Origin of the sequence: Rhodococcus indonesiensis (genome assembly GCF_047782815.1) — a bacterium.
GTDB classification, from domain to species: Bacteria; Actinomycetota; Actinomycetes; order Mycobacteriales; family Mycobacteriaceae; genus Rhodococcus; species Rhodococcus indonesiensis.
The window spans coordinates 1,861,353-1,880,718 of the sequence record NZ_CP180630.1 but is presented as its reverse complement, the minus strand read 5'-3'; the positions used below and the strand labels follow the sequence as shown (position 1 = coordinate 1,880,718).

Genomic DNA, 19,366 nt, shown 5'->3' with positions numbered 1-19,366 from the left:
CGTGCCCGGAGCGAGGTCAGGCGTCGCATGTCCCGGATCCGCCACCGACACGGCGATCCAACTCGGACAACGGCGGCTCAACCACCATGCCGCTACCGCAGCCGTTCGCATACGGGCCGAACGCAGCCAACAGACACCGAGCCTGCAACCCGGCGCCGTTCGGGGGCAGCATATGGAGGCTGGTTCTTACCCGCTTTACGTGATGGCCGTACACCAGCGGCCCCGAAGAGTGCAGTGGTTGAAATTCTGAGTGGTCACCGTTGCTCAACACGGGTGGCGCAGTACCGATAGCCGTCCTGGTTGGTGACCTGTTGCCAGTCGAGGCTGACGGTGGCACCTACTTCTAACGTCCGGAACCCTTCGGCGACAATGTGACTGAAGTGCGCCCAGCACCCGCCAGGGGTCTGAGGAGAATCGATCACTCCCCACCCTTCTTCGTCGTTCCACATTCGTACGGTGCCGGTCGTCTGTCCGTCGGACTTCGGTGTGGGCAGAGCCTGTTCGGACGACTCGATCGTCACCTTCTCGGCGGTGCCGTCGGCGCGCATCCTCCACAGTCCGGAGCGGAACGGCCGCCCTCCTCGCGCAACAGGGTGCTGCCCGGCGGGCCACGCCCGGGTGCATTCGTAGGCGTAACCCAATTTCGGCTGATCGAGCAGGTGCCACTCGAATTCGACGTGATCGCCCTGGTGCAGTGCGGGAAACCCGTCGACCGCTACCGCAGCGAACCGCACGAGACAGCCACCGGGGACATCGTCACTGTCGATGACACCTTGCATGCGCTCGAGATCCCAACTGCGGACCACTCCTCGACTCGCCACCAGCTCAGTATTTCTCACATCCCTCGCTACCGAACGTTCCTGGTCGTGTCAGTGACTGAGCAAGATTCGCTTGCGGAGCAGGTGGAAGCCAGCCCGGCCGTGCACCTGCCGCTTGAGCGTCTCAATGCGGTTGACGTCACCTTCGACCGCGCCGGAACTGTAGGGCAAGGTCAGACCGTTGCGCCCCACATCGTGGTCGGTTTCCAGGCCTCGGACGAAGCGTTGCAAGTGTGGCAGATCATCGGCGCGGACCGCAGCCATCCACGCGTTGAGCGTCTCGCCGCGGTATTCGGTGAGCATATGCGCGAAGGCGGTGACATGAATGGCGGTGGCCTCGAGATGCTTGCAGTCAGCCAAGACCTGATTGAGTCCGATCTTTCAGGCCGTCGGGGCGGCGCAGCATCCAGAAGGTGATCTGTGGGAACTTCGGGAGCGGCCTTGTCACCGGTGCGACCCCGGCCTGCCGCAGCAGGCGAAGATTGGTCCGGACGGTGGTGTAGCTGCCACGAAACCCCATCGTCCGAACTTCTTCGTAGAGCATGGCCGCGAAAGTCTCTCCGTCGTTGAGCCGCACAGTAGGAACTCGGTGAACCCGAAGCGTCCTCAGACACCGCGCAAATGCGGATACGAAGCCCTGCCGCGGACGTGTCGACCGGCTCGATCTTCACATCGGCCAAGTACGAAAGCAGAATCCGCAGGTCACAACTATTCGCAGAACACCAGCAAGATCATCGCCTGCGGGTCAGCAGCGGCCCTGCAGCCGAGTACGGTGGCGACCTCGGCTCAGTCGATGGCCGGTGGCTGCCGTCAGAGGCCGAATGCGGGCGGCAGGCATGCCGAACCGAAGCAGTCTTCTGCAACAACGGTGACCGAGACCGGTTCCGCGGTCGCACTGAGGCTGTACATGAGCGGCGTTCCCCACACCTCACGCACATTGTCCGTGCAACCCCAGTCGACCACGTAGTCACCTTCCGGGACACGTTGGAAGGCAATCGCATGAGTTCCCGGGCTGATCGTTACCGGCTCGAATTCGTTGTCGACGAACCCCACAGAAAAGGCGATCGGATCGTGTTCAGGGTGCAGACCCGGGGGCATGCCGATCACCGCACACCCGATGTCCGCCCCAGTGTTGTTAGTGATCGTTGCTGTCACAGTCTGGCCGCGGGCGGCGGCCGTCAGCGTGACGTCGTCCGGTGCTGCGGCAGCAGGCCCCGCAGTGAACACGGCCACGGCCGAAGCCGCAAAGACGGATGCGATTGCTCGGCCCATGAGTGTCTTCACAGAGTCCTCGATCCTGCTCGGTAGGGCCGATTGGGGTCGTGCACCGGCCTTCCCGCAGAGCATGCCAGATCATGATTTCCTCGCTGACGCTCATGGGTCAGCGAGGGTGCCGATCGGATTCCCCATAGGCTCCTGGTCGATGAGGTGCCGGGCCCCAGCTTGTCGAAGAAGTTCAGTTGTGACCCGATGCTTGCCTGCTCGTCATGGCCGGCACGACGGTAGTCGACCTCAGCCCTGATCTTGCACCTACGACCTTCTGCGCGACTCGGCCTCACTTTCCTGACGCTTCGCCAGTACACCCAGGACAGCGTGCCGCGAACGGGCGGCGCGCGCCCGACATGGCGTCCGGGACGGCTCAGGGCGTGGTCGCCTCGAGGTGCTTCAGCACGGCCAGGACACGCCTGTGGTCTTCGGGTTCGGGGTGCAGCCCCAGCTTGAGGAAGATCGCCCTGACGTGCGCCTCGACGGTGCGTTCCCCGAGGAACAGGGCCGCCCCGATCGCCCGGTTCGAGCGGCCCTCGGCCATGAGAGCGAGGACCTCGCGTTCGCGGGTGGACAGCGTGTCGATGGGACGGCTGTCGCGGTGCGGCCGGGTCACCAGTCGGCTCACCACGCTGGGGTCGATGGCCGAACCGCCCTCGGCGACCCGGTGCAGGGTGTCGACGAACTCGTCGATGTCGGCGACCCGATCCTTGAGCAGATAGCCCAGGCCGGCGGCCCCGTCGGCGATCAGGTTCATGACGTGGTCGGTTTCCACGTACTGCGACAGCAGGACCACCGCGGTGTCGGGGTGGTCGGCACGGATGGTCGCGGCGGCGACAATTCCCTCGGTCGTATGGGTCGGGGGCATCCGGATGTCGACGACGGCGATGTCGGGACGTTCGTCGGCGACGAGAGCGAGCAGGGCGGCAGCGTCACCGGCCTCGCCTACGACGTCGATTCCCTCGTCGCTCAGTAGCCGGGAGATGCCCTCGCGCAGGAGCACGGAGTCGTCGGCGAGCACCACCCGCAGCGGTGCCGCGCTGTCGCCGCGCCGTGCGGCGCGCCGCGGTGCGGCGACCCGGGTCGGTTCCGCGGCGGCGTCCACCGCCACCGTGCGGGCCAGGGTGTCGTCACCCGCCGCGGTGGGAACCGGGGCGGGGGCGGTGGTCGTGGTCTCTCCGGTGAGGGCAGCGCGGGCGGCGGCGGTGAGTTCCCGGCAGGTCCCGTAGCGGTCGTTGCGGTCCTTGGCGAGGGCGCGCGCGACGACGGCGTCGAACGCTTTCGGCAGGTCGGGCCGGGCCTCGCTCGGCCGGGGTATCGGGCTGCGGACGTGTCCGTGCCACAGCTTGGGCAGGGTGTCGCCGGAGTACGGGGGCCGGCCGGTGAGCAGGTGGTAGAGGGTGCAGCCGAGCGAGTAGATGTCGGTGCGGCGGTCGAGCGCGACGGTGGTGTCGAACTGCTCGGGTGCGGCGTTCTGCAGACTGCCGACGAACGTCCCCGTGCGGGTGAGCCCGCTCGCCTCGTCGAGGGCCTTGGCGATGCCGAAGTCGGTGAGCAGGACCCGTTCCGGCTCGCCCGGACCGGCGGGCTCGGCCAGCAGAATGTTCGTCGGCTTCACATCCCGGTGCAGCACCCCGGCCTGGTGGGCGTAGTCGAGGGCCTTGCCGATCTCGCAGACGATGTGCACTGCCCGCTCGGGCGGGACGGGGCCCTGCCGGAGCAGCGCGGCGGCGTTGGTGCCGGGGACGTACTGCATCGCGATCCAGAGCCGGCCGTCCTCGCAGCCGCGGTCGTAGACCTGGACGATGTTGGCGTGCTCGAGCCGCGCAGCGTGGTCGGCCTCGAGTTCGAAGCGGGCCCGGACACTGTCGTCGGCGGTCAGGACCGGATGGAGCAGTTTGAGGGCCACCTTGCGCGGCAGGTGCGGGTGCTGCGCCAGGTAGATCGCCCCCATGCCGCCCGCGCCGAGCAGCCGCTCGATGGTGTACCCGGCAAACACCGAACCCGGCCCGGGAGCCCCGTTTCCGCTCACCGCCACCACCTCCCGAAGCGGCCCGTCTCCTCTATTCAACCCCTCGGGGATCGTCGGCGGAACCGAGGCGGAATCACGGATGGTCGAACAGTGCCAGCACGGTGGTCGGCCGGGGCCCGGAGCGGGATGCTGAGAGCGAGGATCGGAGGCCTCGTCGTGAGTCGTCGAACATTGCCGGCGGTCGTCGCCGTGACCACCCTGCTGGTTGTCGGGGTGGTGCTGGTGTCGGTCGATTGGCCGGGAGGTCCGCCCGCGGGACCGGTGGAGCTGGTGGCGTTCCTCGCGGTCGGTGTCGCCTTCGTCGCGGCGGGCATCGTCGCGTGGCAGAGCCGACCGGACGACAACACGGGACGGCTGATGGTGCTGGCCGGGGTGTTGTGGCTGGTGAAGGGCGGCGCCGCGGCCCGCAATCCGGTGGTCTTCACCCTCGGGGCGGCGCTGACGGTGATGTACCTGCCGGTGTTGATCCACATACTGCTGGGCTTTCCGACGGGGCGACTGACCCGGCGGTGGGAACGGTGGTTCGTGGGTGGCTGCTATGTGTTCTTCCTGGTCTCGGTGCTGCTCGACCTGATGTTCTACAACCCGTCCGTGATGATCGGCACCGAATGGTTCACCGCGCCCAACCTCCTGCTGGTCCGGGACGACCCGGCGATCTTCCGGGTCCTGCAGCTGGTGTTCGGTGCGGTGGCCGCCGGCGTCAGTGTGGTCGTGATCGGTGTGCTGCTGGCCCGGTGGCGGGCGGGATCTCCGGCCTATCGGGCCGCGTTCGCGCCCCTGTGGGTCGCCGGGATTCTCGGGTTCGCCACGGTCATCGGAACAGGACTGTTCACCGCGCAGTCGTCGGGTATGGGGAACGTGGGGACGGCCTACGTGGGCTACCTGGCGACGGCGCTGTTTCCGATCGCGGTGCTGGTGGGGTTGTGGCGCTACCGGGTCGCCCGCGGCGCGGTCAGCGACGTGATGATCGAGGTCGGTGCGGCCCCGCTCGGGGAGGAGTTCGTCCACGCGCTGCGCAAGGCGCTGCGCGACCCCGGGCTGGTCCTGTGGTCGTGGTCGCCGCAGTCGAACCAGTACCTCGACGCGCACGGGGACCCGCAGCGCCTGCCGGACGGCGACGCCCCCCGGGCGGCGACCGTCCTGGAACGCGACGGCGTCCCGGTCGGGGCGCTCGTGTACGACCGGTCGCTGCGGCATCAGCCGCAACTGCTCGCGGCGGTGCGCAGCGCGGCGACCCTCGCGCTGGACAACCAGCGGCTCCAGTCCGAGTTGCAGGCTCAGCTCGCCGAGGTCCGCAGGTCCCGGGAGCGGATCGTCGCCGCCGGGGACGCGCAGCGGCGGCGGCTCGAACGCAACCTGCACGACGGTGCGCAGCAACGCCTGGTCGCTGCGACGATCCTGTTGCGGCGTGCGCAGCGGACGTCCCAGCCGGAGCGCAAGCAGGAGTTGCTCACCGAGGGCACGGCCGAACTGGACTCGGCGCTGGTGGAGCTGCGGGAACTGGCCCGGGGCGTCTATCCGCCGGTGCTGCAGGAACACGGTCTCGCCGCCGCGCTGACCGCTCTGGCCGAGCGCGCTCCGCTGCCGGTGGAGATCGTCGACACCCTGACCGGGCGGGCTCCCGCCTCGGTCGAACTCGCCGCCTACTTCATCGCCGCGGAAGCGGTTGCCAACGCCACCAAGCACTCCGGCGCCACCCACATCGGGATCGACCTCCGCCGGGACGGCGACATGCTGCGGATGGTCGTCACCGACGACGGGTGCGGCGGTGCGACGTTGACCGCCGGCGGCGGCTTGAGCGGGCTGAGCGACCGGGCCGCGGCTCTCGGTGGGGTGCTCGATGTGCACAGTCCCACGGGGGGCGGCACAACCCTGACGCTGTCCCTTCCCCTCACCGCCGGGGAACCCGGGGAGCCGTCATGAACCTGCGGGTGGTGCTCGCCGACGACTCCGCGGTGCTCCGCGAGGGCATCGCCGGCCTGCTGCGCGACGAGGGGATCGAGGTGGTCGGCCAGGCCGCGGACGGGCAGGGTCTGCTGCAACTGGTCGGAGAGCACCACCCGGACCTCGCCGTCGTCGACATCCGGATGCCGCCCACCCACACCACGGAAGGGATCGACGCCGCCCTCACCGTTCGGCGGTGTTTCCCGGGTACCGCCGTGCTGCTGCTGTCCCAGTACGTGGAAACCGAGAACGTCATGAACGTCTTCGCCGGCGGGACCGCCGGTCTGGGATATCTGCTCAAGGACCGCCTCTCCGACATCGACGGGTTCCTCGGCTCGCTGCACCGCGTCGCGGCGGGTGGAACGGCACTCGATCCCGACGTGGCCGGCCGGTTGATCTCGCGGCCGCACCGCGACCGGGTGGCCCTCGACGACCTGTCCTCCCGGGAGCGGGAGGTCCTGACCCTCATGGTCGAAGGCTGTTCGAACCGGATGATCGGAGCCGCCCTGTCCCTCGGGGAACGCTCCGTCGACGTGCTCGTGCGCGCCGTCTTCGACAAGCTCGGCCTGCCACCCGAACCCGACGACCACCAGCGTGTCCGGGCCGTGCTCGCCTACCTCGGCCCCACCGTCCGCAGCTGATCCCGGCAGGTCTGCCGGGCGGTCCGCGACCTGGCATGATCGGGTGTCGTGACATCGACGGTGAAGCTGCGGGAACTGGCCGAGCAATTCGGGATCGCCACCACGTACGTGGGGTGGGATCAGCAGGACCACTACGCGAGCAACGACACGCTGCGCCGGGTCCTGGTCTCCCTCGGGGTGCCCGCCGGCACCGAGGCGGAGATCGACGCCGCCCTGCTGGATGTGCCGAATCGGCCGTGGCGGCGGATGCTGCCGCCCGTGCTGGTGGTCGTGCAGGGCGAGGAACACACCTTCCCGGTGCACGTGCCCCACGGTGACCCGGTGCAGGTGCAGGTGCGCACCGAGGACGGCGACGTCGTCGAGGTCGCGCAGCGGGACGTGTGGGTCGATCCCCGGAAGGTCGACGGCCGGCTCGTCGGCCGCGCGACGTTCGCCGTCCCGGACCTTCCGCTCGGGTGGCACACCCTGCACGCCCGCAGCAAAGACACCGAGGCCGAAGCCACCCTGGTGGTGACCCCCGCCCGGCTCGCCACCGCCGACCGGCTCCTCGAGCGACGCCGCCGCGGCCTGGCCACGCAGTTGTACTCGGTGCGGTCGAAGCGGTCGTGGGGCGTCGGCGACTTCGCGGACCTCGCGGACCTCGCGGCGATCACCGCCTCCGTGCACGGGGGCGACTTCGTGCTCGTCAATCCCGTCCACGCGGGCGAACCGGAGCCGCCGCTCGAGCCGTCGCCGTACCTGCCGAGTTCACGGCGGTTCGTGCACCCGATCTACCTGCGCGTGGAGAACATCCGGGAGGCGGCGTTCCTGCCGCGCAAGCACCGCAAGACGCTCGAGGCGTACACCGGGAAGTTCGCCAAGTCGAACCGCAAGGACAAGCGCATCGACCGCGACACCGCGTACCGGGCCAAGCTGGAGGTGCTCGGGCACGTGTTCCGGGTGCCGCGCAGCCCGGCGCGGCAGGCGCAGTTCGACGCGTTCCGTGCCGCCGGTGGCGACGCGCTGACCGACTTCGCGTTGTGGTGCGCCCTCAGCGAGAAGTTCGGTGAGCGCAGCACCCGCTGGCAGACGTCGGCGGCCACCCCGGACGAGCCGTACGTCACGCGGCAGCGGACCAAGCTGGCCGAGCGCATCGAGTTCCACTGCTGGTTGCAGTGGCTGTGCGACGAGCAGCTCGCCGAGGCGCAGGCGACGGCGCGCGCGGCCGGCATGGACATCGGGATCGTCCACGACCTGGCGGTGGGTGTCCGGCCCGACGGTGCGGATGCCTGGACGCTCGGCGACGCGCTGATCCGCGATATGACCGTCGGGGCACCGCCGGACGACTTCAACCGGCAGGGCCAGGACTGGACCCAGCCGCCCTGGCATCCGGTCCGGCTCGCCGAGCTCGGCTACCGCCCCTACCGCGACGTGGTGCGCACCGCGCTGCGCCACGCGGGGGGTCTGCGCGTGGACCACATCCTGGGCCTGTTCCGCACCTGGTGGATTCCCGAGGGCTGCACGCCCGATCAGGGCACGTACGTCAAGTACGACCACGACGCCTTCATCGGGATCCTGGCACTCGAGGCGCACCGGGCAGGCGCCGTGCTGATCGGCGAGGACCTCGGCGTGTTCGAGAGCTGGGTGCAGGAGTACCTGTCGCGCCGCGGCATCGCCGGGACGTCGATCCTGTGGTTCGAGCGCGACGGCAACGATCCGCGGCCACCGGAGAGCTACCGCCGGCTGTGCCTGACATCGGTCACCACGCACGACCTGCCGCCGACGGCGGGTTTCCTTGCCGGAGAACACATCACGCTGCGCTCCGAGCTGGGTCTGCTGGAGCGGGACCTGGAGACCGAGGCCGCCGATGCGGCCGCCGAACGCGACGCCGTGCTGGCGGTGCTGCGCGAGCGCGGGCTGCTCGACGCGGATGCCGACGAGCAGCGCACCGTCGAGGCACTGCACCGGTTCGTCGCCGCGAGCCCGTCGGCGCTGATCGGGGTGTCGCTGGCCGACGCCGTCGGGGAGCGACGCAGCCAGAATCAGCCGGGCACGTCCGACGAGTACCCGAACTGGCGGATCCCGCTGGCCGACGAGAACGGCCGGACCGTGCTGCTCGAGGACCTGCCCGGCAACGAGCGGTTCGCGGCCCTGCTCGACGCGGCAGCCCCGGAGCCGTCCGCCGACAAGGCCTGAACGCCTCGGGCCGGCTGCCGGGAACCCGGCAGCCGGCCGCGCGTCACTTCGCGTACATGCTCTCGATGTCGGCCGCGAAACGCTCGGTCACGACGTTGCGCTTGATCTTCAGCGTCGGCGTCAGCTCACCGGTCTCCTCGGTGAGGTCCCGGTCGAGGACGACGAACTTCTTGATGGCCTCGGCGTGCGAGACCATCGAGTTGGCGTCGTCGACGATGGACTGCAGCGCATCGTGCAGGGCCGGGTCGCGGCGCAGGTCGGCGATGGTGGCCGTGGGGGGCTTGCCGTTCTCGGCCTTCCAGTTGTCGAGCACCTCGGGGTCGACGGTGAGCAGCGCGGTGATGTAGCTGCGTCCGTCGCCGACGACCACGGCCTGCGAGACGAGGGTGTGCGAGCGCATCCGGTCCTCGAGCGGACCCGGGGAGACGTTCTTGCCGCCGGCGGTGATGATGAGGTCCTTCTTGCGGCCGGTGATACGCACATAGCCGTCGTCGTCGATCTCGCCGAGATCGCCGGTGCGGAACCAGCCGTCGTGGAAGGCCTCGGCGGTGGCCTTCTCGTTGCGCCAGTAGCCCCGGAACACGACCCCGCCGCGCAGCTCGATCTCGCCGTCGTCGGCGATGCGGGTGCTGTTGCCGCCCATCGGTTGTCCGACGGTGCCGATCTTCTGGGCACCGGGAACGTTCACACTGTGCGCGGCGGTGCTCTCGGTCAGGCCGTAGCCCTCGTAGATCGGGACCCCGACGCCGCGGAAGAAGTGGCCGAGGCGGGGGCTCAGGGCACCGCCACCGGAGATCGCGAACCAGCACTCGCCGCCCATCGCCTGCCGCAGCTTGGCGTAGACGAGCTTGTCGGCCATGTTGCGCTTGGCCTTGAGGGCGAACGACGGACCGCCGTGGTCGAGCGACTCACTGTAGGCGATGGCGGTCTCCTCCGCGAACGCGAAGATCGCCGCGTTGAATCGGCCGCCGGCCGCGGCCTTGCGGGCCGCGGCGTCGCGCACCTTCTCGAAGACGCGCGGCACGCCGAGGATCGTGTTGGGGGCGTACCGCTCGAACTGGGCGGAGATGGTGCCGAAGTCCGACCAGTGTGCCTGCGCCGCACCGCCTTCGAAGACGGCCAGCGACACGGCCCGGGCCAGCACATGCGCGAGCGGCAGGAAGGTCAGGACCCGACTGCCCGGCTTGGCGACCTCACCGATCGAGGCGGTGAGGATGCCGCGGACCTCGCTGTAGAAGTTGCGATGGGTGAGCATGCAGCCCTTGGGCCGGCCGGTGGTACCCGAGGTGTACACGAGCGAGGCGAGGTCGTCGGCGCGGATGCCGTCGAGGCGGGCCTGCAGGGTCGCGTCGTCGACGGCGGCGCCCTCGGCGATCAGCGTGTCCACCGCACCCCCGTCGATCCGCAGGGTGCGACGCAGCGTGTCCGGCATGTCGACGAACAGCGCTTCGTGGCGCGCGGTCTCGACGACGGCGATGCCGGCCTCGGAATCCTGCAGGATCCAGCGGATCTGCTCGGTGGACGAGGAGTCGTAGATCGGCACGGTGGCGGCACCGGCGGCCCAGATGGCGTAGTCGAACAACGCCCACTCGTACCGGGTGGCCGAGAGCAGGGCGACCCGGTCGCCGGGCTGCACACCCGCCGCGATGAGACCCTTGGCGACCCCCGAGACCTGCTCGGCGAACTGCCGTGCGGTCACGGCGACCCAGTCCTCGCCCTCCGGGCGGGAGTACATCACGCGGTGCGGGGTCTTCTCCGCGTGCGTGAAGACCGTGCGGACGACCGATTCGTCGTCGCCGACGGTGAACTGGGCGGGGGTGGTGTACTCACGCACGAGCGTCTCCCTCGTTGTGGTCGGGGCGGGCAGTGGACCGGTGTTCCACTCCCTGGCGGAATCGGCGCAGCATGTCGACGAACCGATCGATGTCGTCCCGGTCCCAGCCGGTCAGCGCCGCGCGGATCTCGTCGTGGCGCCCGGCGACGGTGCGGGCGAGGATCTCGCGGCCCCGGTCGGTGAGCCGGAGGGGATGGCCGAGCCGGGTGGGTCCGGCCTCGGCCTGGACCCAGCCGGCGTCGATGCAGCTGCGCAGCTGACGGGAGACGGTCGACCGATTCACGCTGAACGCATCCGAGATGTCGGTGGCTCGGCAGCCCAGGTTGCGGTCGATGAATCCGAGCATCGAATGCTGCGCAAGGGACAGCACGTCGTCATGGGCGCGCTCCCCCGCTGTGAGATGGCGAACCAGGTACACGAACTCGTCGTAGACCTCGGATACACCGGTCGCTGCGGACTGCGCCGCAACCTCCCGTTTGTGTTGCACAACGCAACTGTAAGCCCTGTGCCGCTCGACACCCCAATCGCCTCTACCCGCGGCGCCGCACAGACGACTCGACGACCGGATCCCGCACTACGTCGCCGGCTCCGTCGACGAGCCGCACCGTCCACCGCGAATCCGCCCGAACCGCCGGTGCAGCCGGCCCGTGTCGGGTACAGATGATGCGACAGGATTCTCCCTCGACTGAGGAGTTCCCATGGCCGTACGCGCTCCTTCGACGGCCGGACGCGGCCGTCGCGTGACCACCGTGCTCGTCGGCCTGCTCGCGGCAGCGCACGCCCTGGCGACGCCGGCGACCTCCGCGGCACAGCAACCCGTCGGGTCGTGCGCGTGGCAGTTCCGGTCCGATTCGACCGTGCTGGACGTCGCGTTCCCCGACGGCAATGCGACCTACTGGGTGCTGCCGTACGCGCTGGCCCCGGGCGACAGCATCGAACTGCACGGCACCTACCCGGCGGCCCGGTACTTCTCGCTCAACACCTACGGAACCAACTTCGACACCGTCGACACCCTGCGCGACGCGCAGATCGCACCCGACCCCGGCAGCGGCAACCCGTTCGCGGACGCGGCCGCCGAGACGCTGCCCGCGTCGGCCCGGCGCTGGAGCGCGACCGTCGTCACCGGTCCGGCCGACCACGCCCGCAACGAGATCGCCGCGCTCCCCACCGGATCCCCCAGCGCACCGGCCGGATTCCTCATCATCCGGGTCTACGTGCCCGACGATCCGGCCTCCGCGACCGGCGGGGTTCCCCTCCCGGACGTGACCCTGCACCAGGGTGGACGCGCCACGCCGGTACCCACGTGCACCTCCGACTTCGACCCGGCCGACTACGGCAGCGGACCGGTCGAGCGCGCCGCCGAGGCGGCCGTCGACCGCATCGTCGAGGGCGCCGCATCGGGCGCCTTCCCCGGGAACAATCCCGAGGCCACCTTCGTCAGTCCCGCCACCACCTCCGGGCTGTTCCCCAACGGCGACAACAAGTACATCGGCACCGTCCTGACGTACCAGCCGGGCCGGATCGTCGTCGTGCGCGGCAAGGCCCCCACGTTCCCCGACACCCGCGCCGGCGAACCGGTCACCACACCGGGCCGACAGGTGCGGTACTGGTCGATGTGCCAGAACGACCAGGTCACCCCGTACCCGGTCGTCGCGTGCGCGGCCGACTTCGAGACGGCCGTCGACGCGCAGGGCTGGTTCACCTACGTCGTCGCCGCGCCCGAGGACGTGCCCGCCCGCGCCACGGCAGATCCGACGGTGACGGTCCTGCCGTGGGGCTCGACCGAGGTCCCGAAGAAGACCCTGCTCTACCGGAACATGCTGCCGTCCGACGCATTCCTGCCGCAGTCGGTGCAGGCGGCACAGGGCGGCGACCCGGCCGCCACGATGGGGCCCTACTACCCGCGGGCGGCCTACTGCGAGAGTTCCACCTTCGAGACCGGCGGCGTCGCGGCCTGCCTGCCCGGACAGTGAGGGCCCGACGGTCGCCGCGGCGATACGTCCGATTCCGAGACGCGACGCCGCCCCAGCAATAACCTGTGTGACACCCGCCACAGGGCGGGCCGCTGTTCTTCCAGGAGGCCCCCGCATGTCCGTTCCCGCTCCGTCCGTCATCCTCGACCGCGTCGCGCACTGGGCGCAGACCAAGCCGGACGAGGTCGCGGTGCAGTACCTCGACCGCACCCACACCTGGGCGCAGTGGCACGAGCGACTGCTCCACCTCGCCGGCGCTCTCGCCGCCGAGGGCATCGGGCAGGGTGACACCGTCGCGTTCGTCGACAAGAACAACCTCGCCTGCCTCGAGGTCACCTACGCCGCCTCCGCGCTCGGCGCGGCCAACGCGATCCCGAACTTCCGGCTCGCCGGTGACGAACTCGACTACGTGATCAACGACTCGCAGGCACGAATCCTGTTCGTGGGAGCGGAATTCGCGCAAGAGATCGAGTCGCTGCGGCCGCGACTGTCCACGGTGGCGAAGATCGTCGTCGTCGGCGGGGAGAACGACGAGTTCGAGCCGTGGCTCGCGGCCGCGGCCCCGGCGACCCTGCCCGAGATCGCGGCCGAGACGACCGCGCTGCTGCTCTACAGCTCCGGCACCACCGGCCGGCCCAAGGGCGTCCAGCTGACGCACCGCAACCTGTTCGCGCACTCCGAGGACGTGCTCGCGGTGCTGCCGTTCACCGACGGCGACTGCCTTCTCGTGGCGATGCCGCTGTTCCATGTGGGCGGCACCTGCTACGCGATCATGGGTATCCACGACGGCCGCCGCTGCGTGTTCACCCGCGAGGCGGACGCGCCCTCCCTGTTCGGGGGTCTCGCGGCGGGAGCGAACATCGCGTTCCTGGTGCCACCGGTGATCGGGGCCGTCCTCGCCGCCGGCGAGCAGGCGATCGGCGCCTTCGCCCGGCTCAAGCGCATCACCTACGGTGCCGCGCCGATGCCGCTGCCGCTGCTGCGCGGCGCGCTTGCCGCGTGGCCGGAGACCGAGTTCGTCCAGGTGTACGGCATGACCGAACTCGCCGGGGTGATCACCGCGCTGCTGCCGGACGTGCACCGCGACCCGGCGCAGGAACGGCGGATGGCGTCGGCGGGCACCCCGATCCCCGGGGTAGAGATGCGCGTCGTCGACCCGGCCACGCTCGAGGACGTGGCACCGGGCGGGATCGGCGAATTGTGGTGGCGCTCGGCGCAGACCACACCCGGCTACTGGAACCGGCCCGACGCGACGGCCGAAACGATCACTCCCGACGGGTGGTTGCGCAGCGGCGACATGGGCCGGGTCGACGACGGCGGGTTCGTGTTCATCGAGGACCGGCTCAAGGACATGATCATCACCGGCGGTGAGAACGTGTACTGCCCGGAGGTCGAGCGGGTCCTCGTCGAGCATCCGGCCGTGGCCGAGGTCGCGGTCATCGGCGTCCCGGACGAGAAATGGGGCGAGACGGTCAAGGCGGTGGTGGTGCTCGCCCCGGACCAGAAGGCCGACGAGCAGGAACTCGTCGACTACACCCGCCGGCACCTCGCGCACTTCAAGTGCCCGTCGAGCATCGACATCGTCGACATGCTTCCGCGCAACCCCACCGGCAAGATCCTCAAGCGCTCCCTGCGCGCCCCGTACTGGGCCGGGCACGACCGCAATCTGTGAGCGGTGTGCCCTTTGGGCTGCCAGGGCAGCCCAAAGGACACACCGGCCGCGGAGCGGCCCGGGTCAGCGGATGCGGCGGATGAGGGCGGCGAGGGCCTGGCCACCGCCGATGCACATGGTGACGATGCCGAGCTCGAGATCGCGGCGCACCAGGTCCTTGGCCACCCGCAGGGTCAGGATCCCGCCGGTCGCGCCGACGGGGTGGCCGAGGGCGATCGCCCCGCCGTACGGGTTGGTGCGGGCCGGGTCGAGCTTGGCGTCGCGGAGCACCGCGACGGCCTGCGAGGCGAACGCCTCGTTGAGCTCGACGGTGTCGATGTCGGCCGGGGTGGTGCCGGTCTGCTCGAACAGCTTCTGCAGGGCGAGCACCGGCGCGTAGCCCATCAGCTCCGGTTCGAGCGCGGCGGTGGCAACGGACTCGATCACCGCGAGCCCACCCAGGCCCCGCTCGGCCGCGACGGACTCGCGGGCGAGCACGACGACGCCGGCGCCGTCGTTGATGCCGGAGGCGTTGCCGGCGGTGACGGTGCCGTCCTTGACGAAGGCCGGGCGCAGCTTCGCCAGGGTCTCGACGGTGGTGTCGGGCTTGGGATGCTCGTCGGTGGTGACGACGGTGGGCTTGCGGCCGCCGATCTCGACGGGGGTGATCTCCTCGGCGAACGCGGCGCGGGCGGCGTCGGTGGCGGCGCGGCGCTGCGACTCGGCGGCGAACTCGTCCTGCGCGACGCGGTCGATGCCGTACTCGCGGGCGACGTTCTCGGCGGTGACGCCCATGTGGATGCCGTGGAACGGGTCGGTGAGCATGCCGACGGTGCCGTCGACGAGGGTGCGGTCGCCCAGCTTGTAGCCGGAGCGGGCGCCGAAGTCGTAGAACGGCATGCGGGACATGTTTTCGTCGCCGCCGGCCAGGGCCAGATCGACCCCGCCCCAGCGCATCTGCATCGCCGCCGACCAGATCGCCTGCAGGCCCGAGCCGCACAGCCGGTTGACGGTGTACGCGGGGGTCGCCACCGGCAGTCCGGCGGCGAGGGCGACGCGGCGGGCGTTGTAGGCGTCGGGTCCGACCTGCCCGATGCAGCCCATGACGACCTCGTCGATGTCCCCGGGTGCGACCCCGGCGCGCTCGAGGGCGGCCTTGGCGGCGGTCGCGCCGAGTTCGTGGGCCGGCACGTCCTTGAAGGCGCCGCCGAAGCTACCGACCGGGGTGCGCGCACCGTCGACGATGACGATCCGTTCCGCAGTGCTCATCTCACGTCCCATCTCTCGCAGGAACGGCACCGAGTGCCATCTCTTGCTGCCGACGATACCGGAGCAGTGAGCCGCAACACAGTCGGGCGGCACTGCGGCGCAAGACGGGCAGTGTCAGGCGGGGTCGTCGAGGTCGTGCCGATGTACGCGCTCGGTCGCCGCGGCCGACCCGAGTTCCGTGCGGGCCTGCGGATTGTTCGCGTAGAACTCGAGCACCCGGTACAGCAGCACCGGGTCGCAGTCGAACTTGCGGGAATCGATCTCGATCACCGCTTCGGGGGGCAACCGCTCCAGGCGGAACAGCCGGCTGGTCCGTCGTCGCGCCCACGCCGCGGCCGGCGTGCCCAGCACCCAGATCTCGGGGAAGCCGTGATGGACGGCGTGCACCCCCGCCACCGACACCCACGGCAGATACGACTCGATCGTCCAGCCGCGTTGCCGGATCCCGTCCGGTGTCAGCAGCAGCGCCCCGCGACGGATCCCGCCGCGCAGCACCTCCACGACGAACGCCGCGCACGGCAGCCCGAAAGCCGTGAGGAGCACACTCACCCACGGCACGCCGTGGTCGAACAGCACGATCTCGACGGCAGCGCCGAGCGAGAGCAACGCCGCGCTCGTCGTCATGGCGCCCATCAGATGGAAGACCGGGCCGGACGCGCGGATCTCGGTGGCCCCGCGGCCCCGCGCCTCGACGAGACGAATCTCCGGGTCACCACGACGCGGCCGCCAGAACACGTATCCGAAGAGCGCGGTGAGAGCCATCAGGCCGGACAGGATGAGGAAGAACCGGGTCACCGGCCAGGCTCCCGCGTGACCGGCATCCCAAGCCCGCCAGAGAGAGACGAGGATCACGAAGCCCGCCAGGACTATCGCGGCGGCGACCCGGGTATTGACCTTGGGAGGCGGCCACTCCTCCGGGCGGATCAGCGGCGCGGAGGCGGACTCGTCTTCATCGGTGCCGTGCACGAAACACCCGTCCCACTGCGTTCCCCTTCCGGAAGCGCCGGGACCCCACCGCCCCGACCGGTTGCCGGTAGGTGGGGAACGCTACCGCAGGGCCCACCGATCGTGGCGCACGACACGCACCGCGATCGCGGTCGCCCGCCGAAGGGACCTTCGACCCTACGTCCGGGGGCCGAATCCGGGCCCGCAGCCGGGGGTGTGACCATTGCCACATACGCCACAGGACGGACATAAAGCCCAGTTCAAGAGGTGTTCATCTCGTGGCCGTCGAGCCCGGGCGGCGGGACACGAAAATCTTGTCTACGGATGAGTAACACTGGCCCCGACGGGAACGACACAATCATCGACGATCCAGACGAGACCGGAGGAATCTGCATGACTGTCCAGCTTGATTCGCCTGGCTTCGAGTCCGCCCGCGAGGTGGTTTCGACCCAGGAAGACCTCGGTCGACTGTTCGACGAGATCGGGGAGCTCGATGCGCAGATTCTCGAGGCGATCGAGCGCCGCAGCGAGCTGTCGCGCCGGGCGGGCATCGCTGCGAAGGAGTCCGGAAACGCTCGGCAGGCGCAGAACCTCGAGATGGGGGTCCTCGACCGCTTCGCCGAACTCGGCGCCGACGGCAAGACCCTGGCGATGACGCTGCTCCGCCTCGGACGCACCCGCCTGTCCTAGACCCACGACTTCACGCGGCCCCCGCACCGATCGGTGCGGGGGCCGCGTCGTCGTAGCCGCCGGAACACCGGCACCCGGGGCGTTCAGCGCCTCGCGTGCAGGACACCCTCCCGCACCGAGGCCGCGCGCGGCGCCTCGAGCTCGAACTCGGCGAGCGCCCGGCCGGCGACGGCGGCGATGCCCGCCGGCGGCAGCTCCTCGAACTCGCCGAGCACGAGGGCGATCTGCTCGACCGGCGGCAACGTCGAGAACAGCACGGCGTCGTCACCGCAGCCCTCCGCACGCCGGGGGGCCCGGCTCTCGGCGTGCAACAGGTACACGAACCACGACACGACGTACGCGCACAGTTCGGGACCGATCGGGCCGCGCCAGGTCGCGACCGCCCGTGCCAGCGCCCGGTCCAGGACCGGAGCCGCCCGCTCGGAGCCGCCGGACAGCAGCCGCGCGCACGCGGCGAGGTCCGGGAGCCGGCCTTCCAGCACCTCGCGCAGACCACGACCACTCGGGTCGCCTGTGGACCCGCCATTGGGGTCCGGCGGCATGATGTACATCGTCCGCTCCCTCCGCGCGTTCCCGGTCCGGGGAAACCGATGCCGTCTTTCCGTCTATCGTTCGGTGGCGCCCGAACGTGACGGGCCGGTCACCGCAGCAGTGCCTTCACCTCCAGGAACTCTTCGAGGCCGAAGACGCCCGCCTCGCGGCCGACACCGGAGTGCTTGTAGCCGCCGAACGGTGCGTCGGTGTTGAAGGCGCCGCCGTTGATGTAGACCTGCCCGGTGCGCATCTGCCGAGCGACCCGCTCGGCCCGGGCGCGGTCGGCGGACCAGACGCCGCCGGAGAGCCCGTAGTCGCTGTCGTTGGCAATGCGCACGGCGTCGTCCTCGTCGCGGTACCCGATGATCGACAGCACCGGCCCGAAGATCTCCTCGCGCGCGATCGTCATGTCCTCGGTCACGTTCGCGAACACGGTCGGTCCGACGAAGTAGCCGGTGCCGAGGCCGGTTTCGCGCCCGTCGAGGACCAGTTCGGCGCCCTCCTCGATGCCCTTGTCGATGTAGGACCGCACCCGCTTGAACTGGTTGGCGTTGACCAGCGGGCCGAGGCGGGTGCCGGCCGCGGTCGGATCCCCGACGGTGTAGGCGCGCGCGACCTGTTCGGCGAGGGCCGCCACCTCGTTCATCCGCTCGGCCGGGACGAGCATGCGGGTCAGTGCCGAGCAGGTCTGCCCGGAGTTCAGGAAGCACTGGGCGACACCGTCGGTGACGGCCCGGGTCAGGTCGGCGTCGTCGAGGATTACGTTGGCGGACTTGCCGCCGAGTTCGAGGGCGACCTTCTTCACCGTCTCCGCGGCGACCACGGCGACGCGCTTGCCCGCGCGGGTGGAGCCGGTGAACGACACCATGTCCACGTCGGGGTGCGCGGCGATGGCCTCGCCGACGACGGGCCCGTAGCCGCTGACGAGGTTGAACACGCCGGGCGGCAGTCCGGCCTCGTCGCAGAGGTCGACGAGCGCGTAGGTGATCAGGGGCGCGACCTCGGTCGGCTTGAGCACGACGGTGCAGCCGCCCGCGAGGGCCGCGAAGACCTTCAGGACCACCTGGTGCAGGGGGTAGTTCCACGGGGTGATGGCGCCGACGACGCCGATGGGCTCGCGGACGATCAGGGCGTTGCCCACCTCGCCGGCGTCGAAGTCGTAGGTCGCGGCGAGTTCGGCGTAGCGGGTGATGTTCTTCAGCGGCATGCCGATCTGGACCGGCTTGGCCAGGGTCACCGGCATGCCCATGTCGCGGGAGACGAGTTCGGCGAGTTCGTCGATGCGCTCGGCCATGAGGGCCGCGACCTTGCCGAGGTGGGCGCCTCGTTCGGCGCCGCTGAGTGCCGACCACGCCGGGAACGCCGCCCGCGCGGCGCGGACGGCCCGGTCGACGTCCTGCGCCGTGCCTTCGGCGACGACGGCGATGACGTCCTCAGTGGCCGGGGCGATCACGTCGATCCGGCCGGTGCCGTCGGAGTCCACCCATTCGCCGCCGATGTAGATCTTCGTGCGATCGAGCACGTTGTTCATGTGTCGGTCCTTCTCCCCTGAGTGATGTGCTTCACAGGCAGCGTACGACGCGTGTCCGACGCA

General features: G+C 70.1%; 17 protein-coding genes. 6 read left to right on the top strand and 11 right to left on the bottom strand.

The window, feature by feature from the left end:
* Positions 1-254: 254 nt before the first annotated feature.
* From ACM26Y_RS08815 to ACM26Y_RS08795, 5 genes are all read right to left on the bottom strand, one after another.
* Positions 255-779 carry a cold-shock protein gene (locus ACM26Y_RS08815; protein ID WP_416063237.1) on the bottom strand — a complete coding sequence of 175 codons (525 nt, stop codon included), beginning with the start codon at positions 777-779 and terminating at the stop codon, positions 255-257.
* Positions 780-869: 90 nt separating this feature from the next.
* Entirely contained in the window at positions 870-1,082 is a 213-nt protein-coding gene (locus ACM26Y_RS08810) for a hypothetical protein (RefSeq protein ID WP_416063643.1), read from the bottom strand.
* Between the two features lie 88 nt (positions 1,083-1,170).
* Complete coding sequence (locus tag ACM26Y_RS08805) at positions 1,171-1,362, bottom strand: hypothetical protein (RefSeq protein WP_416063236.1); 192 nt, start codon at positions 1,360-1,362, stop codon at positions 1,171-1,173.
* A 266-nt stretch (positions 1,363-1,628) separates the two neighbouring features.
* Positions 1,629-2,102 (bottom strand): hypothetical protein, encoded by a 474-nt coding sequence (locus tag ACM26Y_RS08800; RefSeq protein WP_416063235.1) that lies wholly within the window; start codon positions 2,100-2,102, stop codon positions 1,629-1,631.
* 355 nt (positions 2,103-2,457) lie between these two features.
* Positions 2,458-4,125, bottom strand: coding sequence for a protein kinase domain-containing protein (locus tag ACM26Y_RS08795; RefSeq protein WP_416063234.1), 1,668 nt, complete (start codon positions 4,123-4,125; stop codon positions 2,458-2,460).
* A gap of 147 nt (positions 4,126-4,272) precedes the next feature.
* Here ACM26Y_RS08795 and ACM26Y_RS08790 point away from each other — a divergent pair, with 147 nt between their 5' ends.
* The 3 genes from ACM26Y_RS08790 to malQ are packed head-to-tail and all read left to right on the top strand — an operon-like array spanning position 4,273 to position 8,876.
* Entirely contained in the window at positions 4,273-6,039 is a 1,767-nt protein-coding gene (locus tag ACM26Y_RS08790; RefSeq protein WP_416063233.1) for a sensor histidine kinase, read from the top strand.
* Entirely contained in the window at positions 6,036-6,701 is a 666-nt protein-coding gene (locus ACM26Y_RS08785; RefSeq protein ID WP_416063232.1) for a response regulator, read from the top strand. The genes ACM26Y_RS08790 and ACM26Y_RS08785 overlap by 4 nt, the downstream gene beginning before the upstream one ends.
* A gap of 48 nt (positions 6,702-6,749) precedes the next feature.
* The gene (malQ, locus tag ACM26Y_RS08780; RefSeq protein WP_416063231.1) at positions 6,750-8,876 is read left to right on the top strand and encodes a 4-alpha-glucanotransferase; all 2,127 of its coding nucleotides are present in this window, start codon (positions 6,750-6,752) and stop codon (positions 8,874-8,876) included.
* Between the two features lie 43 nt (positions 8,877-8,919).
* Here the strand turns inward: malQ and ACM26Y_RS08775 are convergent, their stop codons facing one another.
* Together ACM26Y_RS08775 and ACM26Y_RS08770 are read right to left on the bottom strand one after the other, a co-directional pair.
* Positions 8,920-10,710 carry an AMP-dependent synthetase/ligase gene (locus tag ACM26Y_RS08775; RefSeq protein WP_289381211.1) on the bottom strand — a complete coding sequence of 597 codons (1,791 nt, stop codon included), beginning with the start codon at positions 10,708-10,710 and terminating at the stop codon, positions 8,920-8,922.
* Positions 10,703-11,197 (bottom strand): MarR family winged helix-turn-helix transcriptional regulator, encoded by a 495-nt coding sequence (locus tag ACM26Y_RS08770; RefSeq protein ID WP_416063230.1) that lies wholly within the window; start codon positions 11,195-11,197, stop codon positions 10,703-10,705. The genes ACM26Y_RS08775 and ACM26Y_RS08770 overlap by 8 nt, the downstream gene beginning before the upstream one ends.
* Before the next feature lie 211 nt (positions 11,198-11,408).
* Between ACM26Y_RS08770 and ACM26Y_RS08765 the strand changes: the two genes are divergently transcribed.
* Together ACM26Y_RS08765 and ACM26Y_RS08760 are read left to right on the top strand one after the other, a co-directional pair.
* Entirely contained in the window at positions 11,409-12,683 is a 1,275-nt protein-coding gene (locus ACM26Y_RS08765) for a hypothetical protein (RefSeq protein WP_416063229.1), read from the top strand.
* Positions 12,684-12,798: 115 nt separating this feature from the next.
* Positions 12,799-14,355 carry a long-chain-fatty-acid--CoA ligase gene (locus ACM26Y_RS08760; RefSeq protein WP_416063228.1) on the top strand — a complete coding sequence of 519 codons (1,557 nt, stop codon included), beginning with the start codon at positions 12,799-12,801 and terminating at the stop codon, positions 14,353-14,355.
* A gap of 63 nt (positions 14,356-14,418) precedes the next feature.
* Here ACM26Y_RS08760 and ACM26Y_RS08755 read toward each other — a convergent pair whose 3' ends face one another.
* Positions 14,419-15,603: a thiolase family protein gene (locus tag ACM26Y_RS08755; protein WP_416063227.1), complete on the bottom strand. Its 1,185-nt coding sequence runs from the start codon at positions 15,601-15,603 to the stop codon at positions 14,419-14,421.
* A 114-nt stretch (positions 15,604-15,717) separates the two neighbouring features.
* Complete coding sequence (locus ACM26Y_RS08750; protein ID WP_003935149.1) at positions 15,718-16,569, bottom strand: hypothetical protein; 852 nt, start codon at positions 16,567-16,569, stop codon at positions 15,718-15,720.
* Between the two features lie 372 nt (positions 16,570-16,941).
* Here ACM26Y_RS08750 and ACM26Y_RS08745 point away from each other — a divergent pair, with 372 nt between their 5' ends.
* Positions 16,942-17,238, top strand: coding sequence for a chorismate mutase (locus ACM26Y_RS08745; protein ID WP_003935148.1), 297 nt, complete (start codon positions 16,942-16,944; stop codon positions 17,236-17,238).
* Positions 17,239-17,321: 83 nt separating this feature from the next.
* Here the strand turns inward: ACM26Y_RS08745 and ACM26Y_RS08740 are convergent, their stop codons facing one another.
* Positions 17,322-17,789: a hypothetical protein gene (locus ACM26Y_RS08740; RefSeq protein ID WP_003935147.1), complete on the bottom strand. Its 468-nt coding sequence runs from the start codon at positions 17,787-17,789 to the stop codon at positions 17,322-17,324.
* A gap of 89 nt (positions 17,790-17,878) precedes the next feature.
* Positions 17,879-19,303 (bottom strand): aldehyde dehydrogenase family protein, encoded by a 1,425-nt coding sequence (locus tag ACM26Y_RS08735; protein ID WP_003935146.1) that lies wholly within the window; start codon positions 19,301-19,303, stop codon positions 17,879-17,881.
* Between the last annotated feature and the right edge of the window lie 63 nt (positions 19,304-19,366).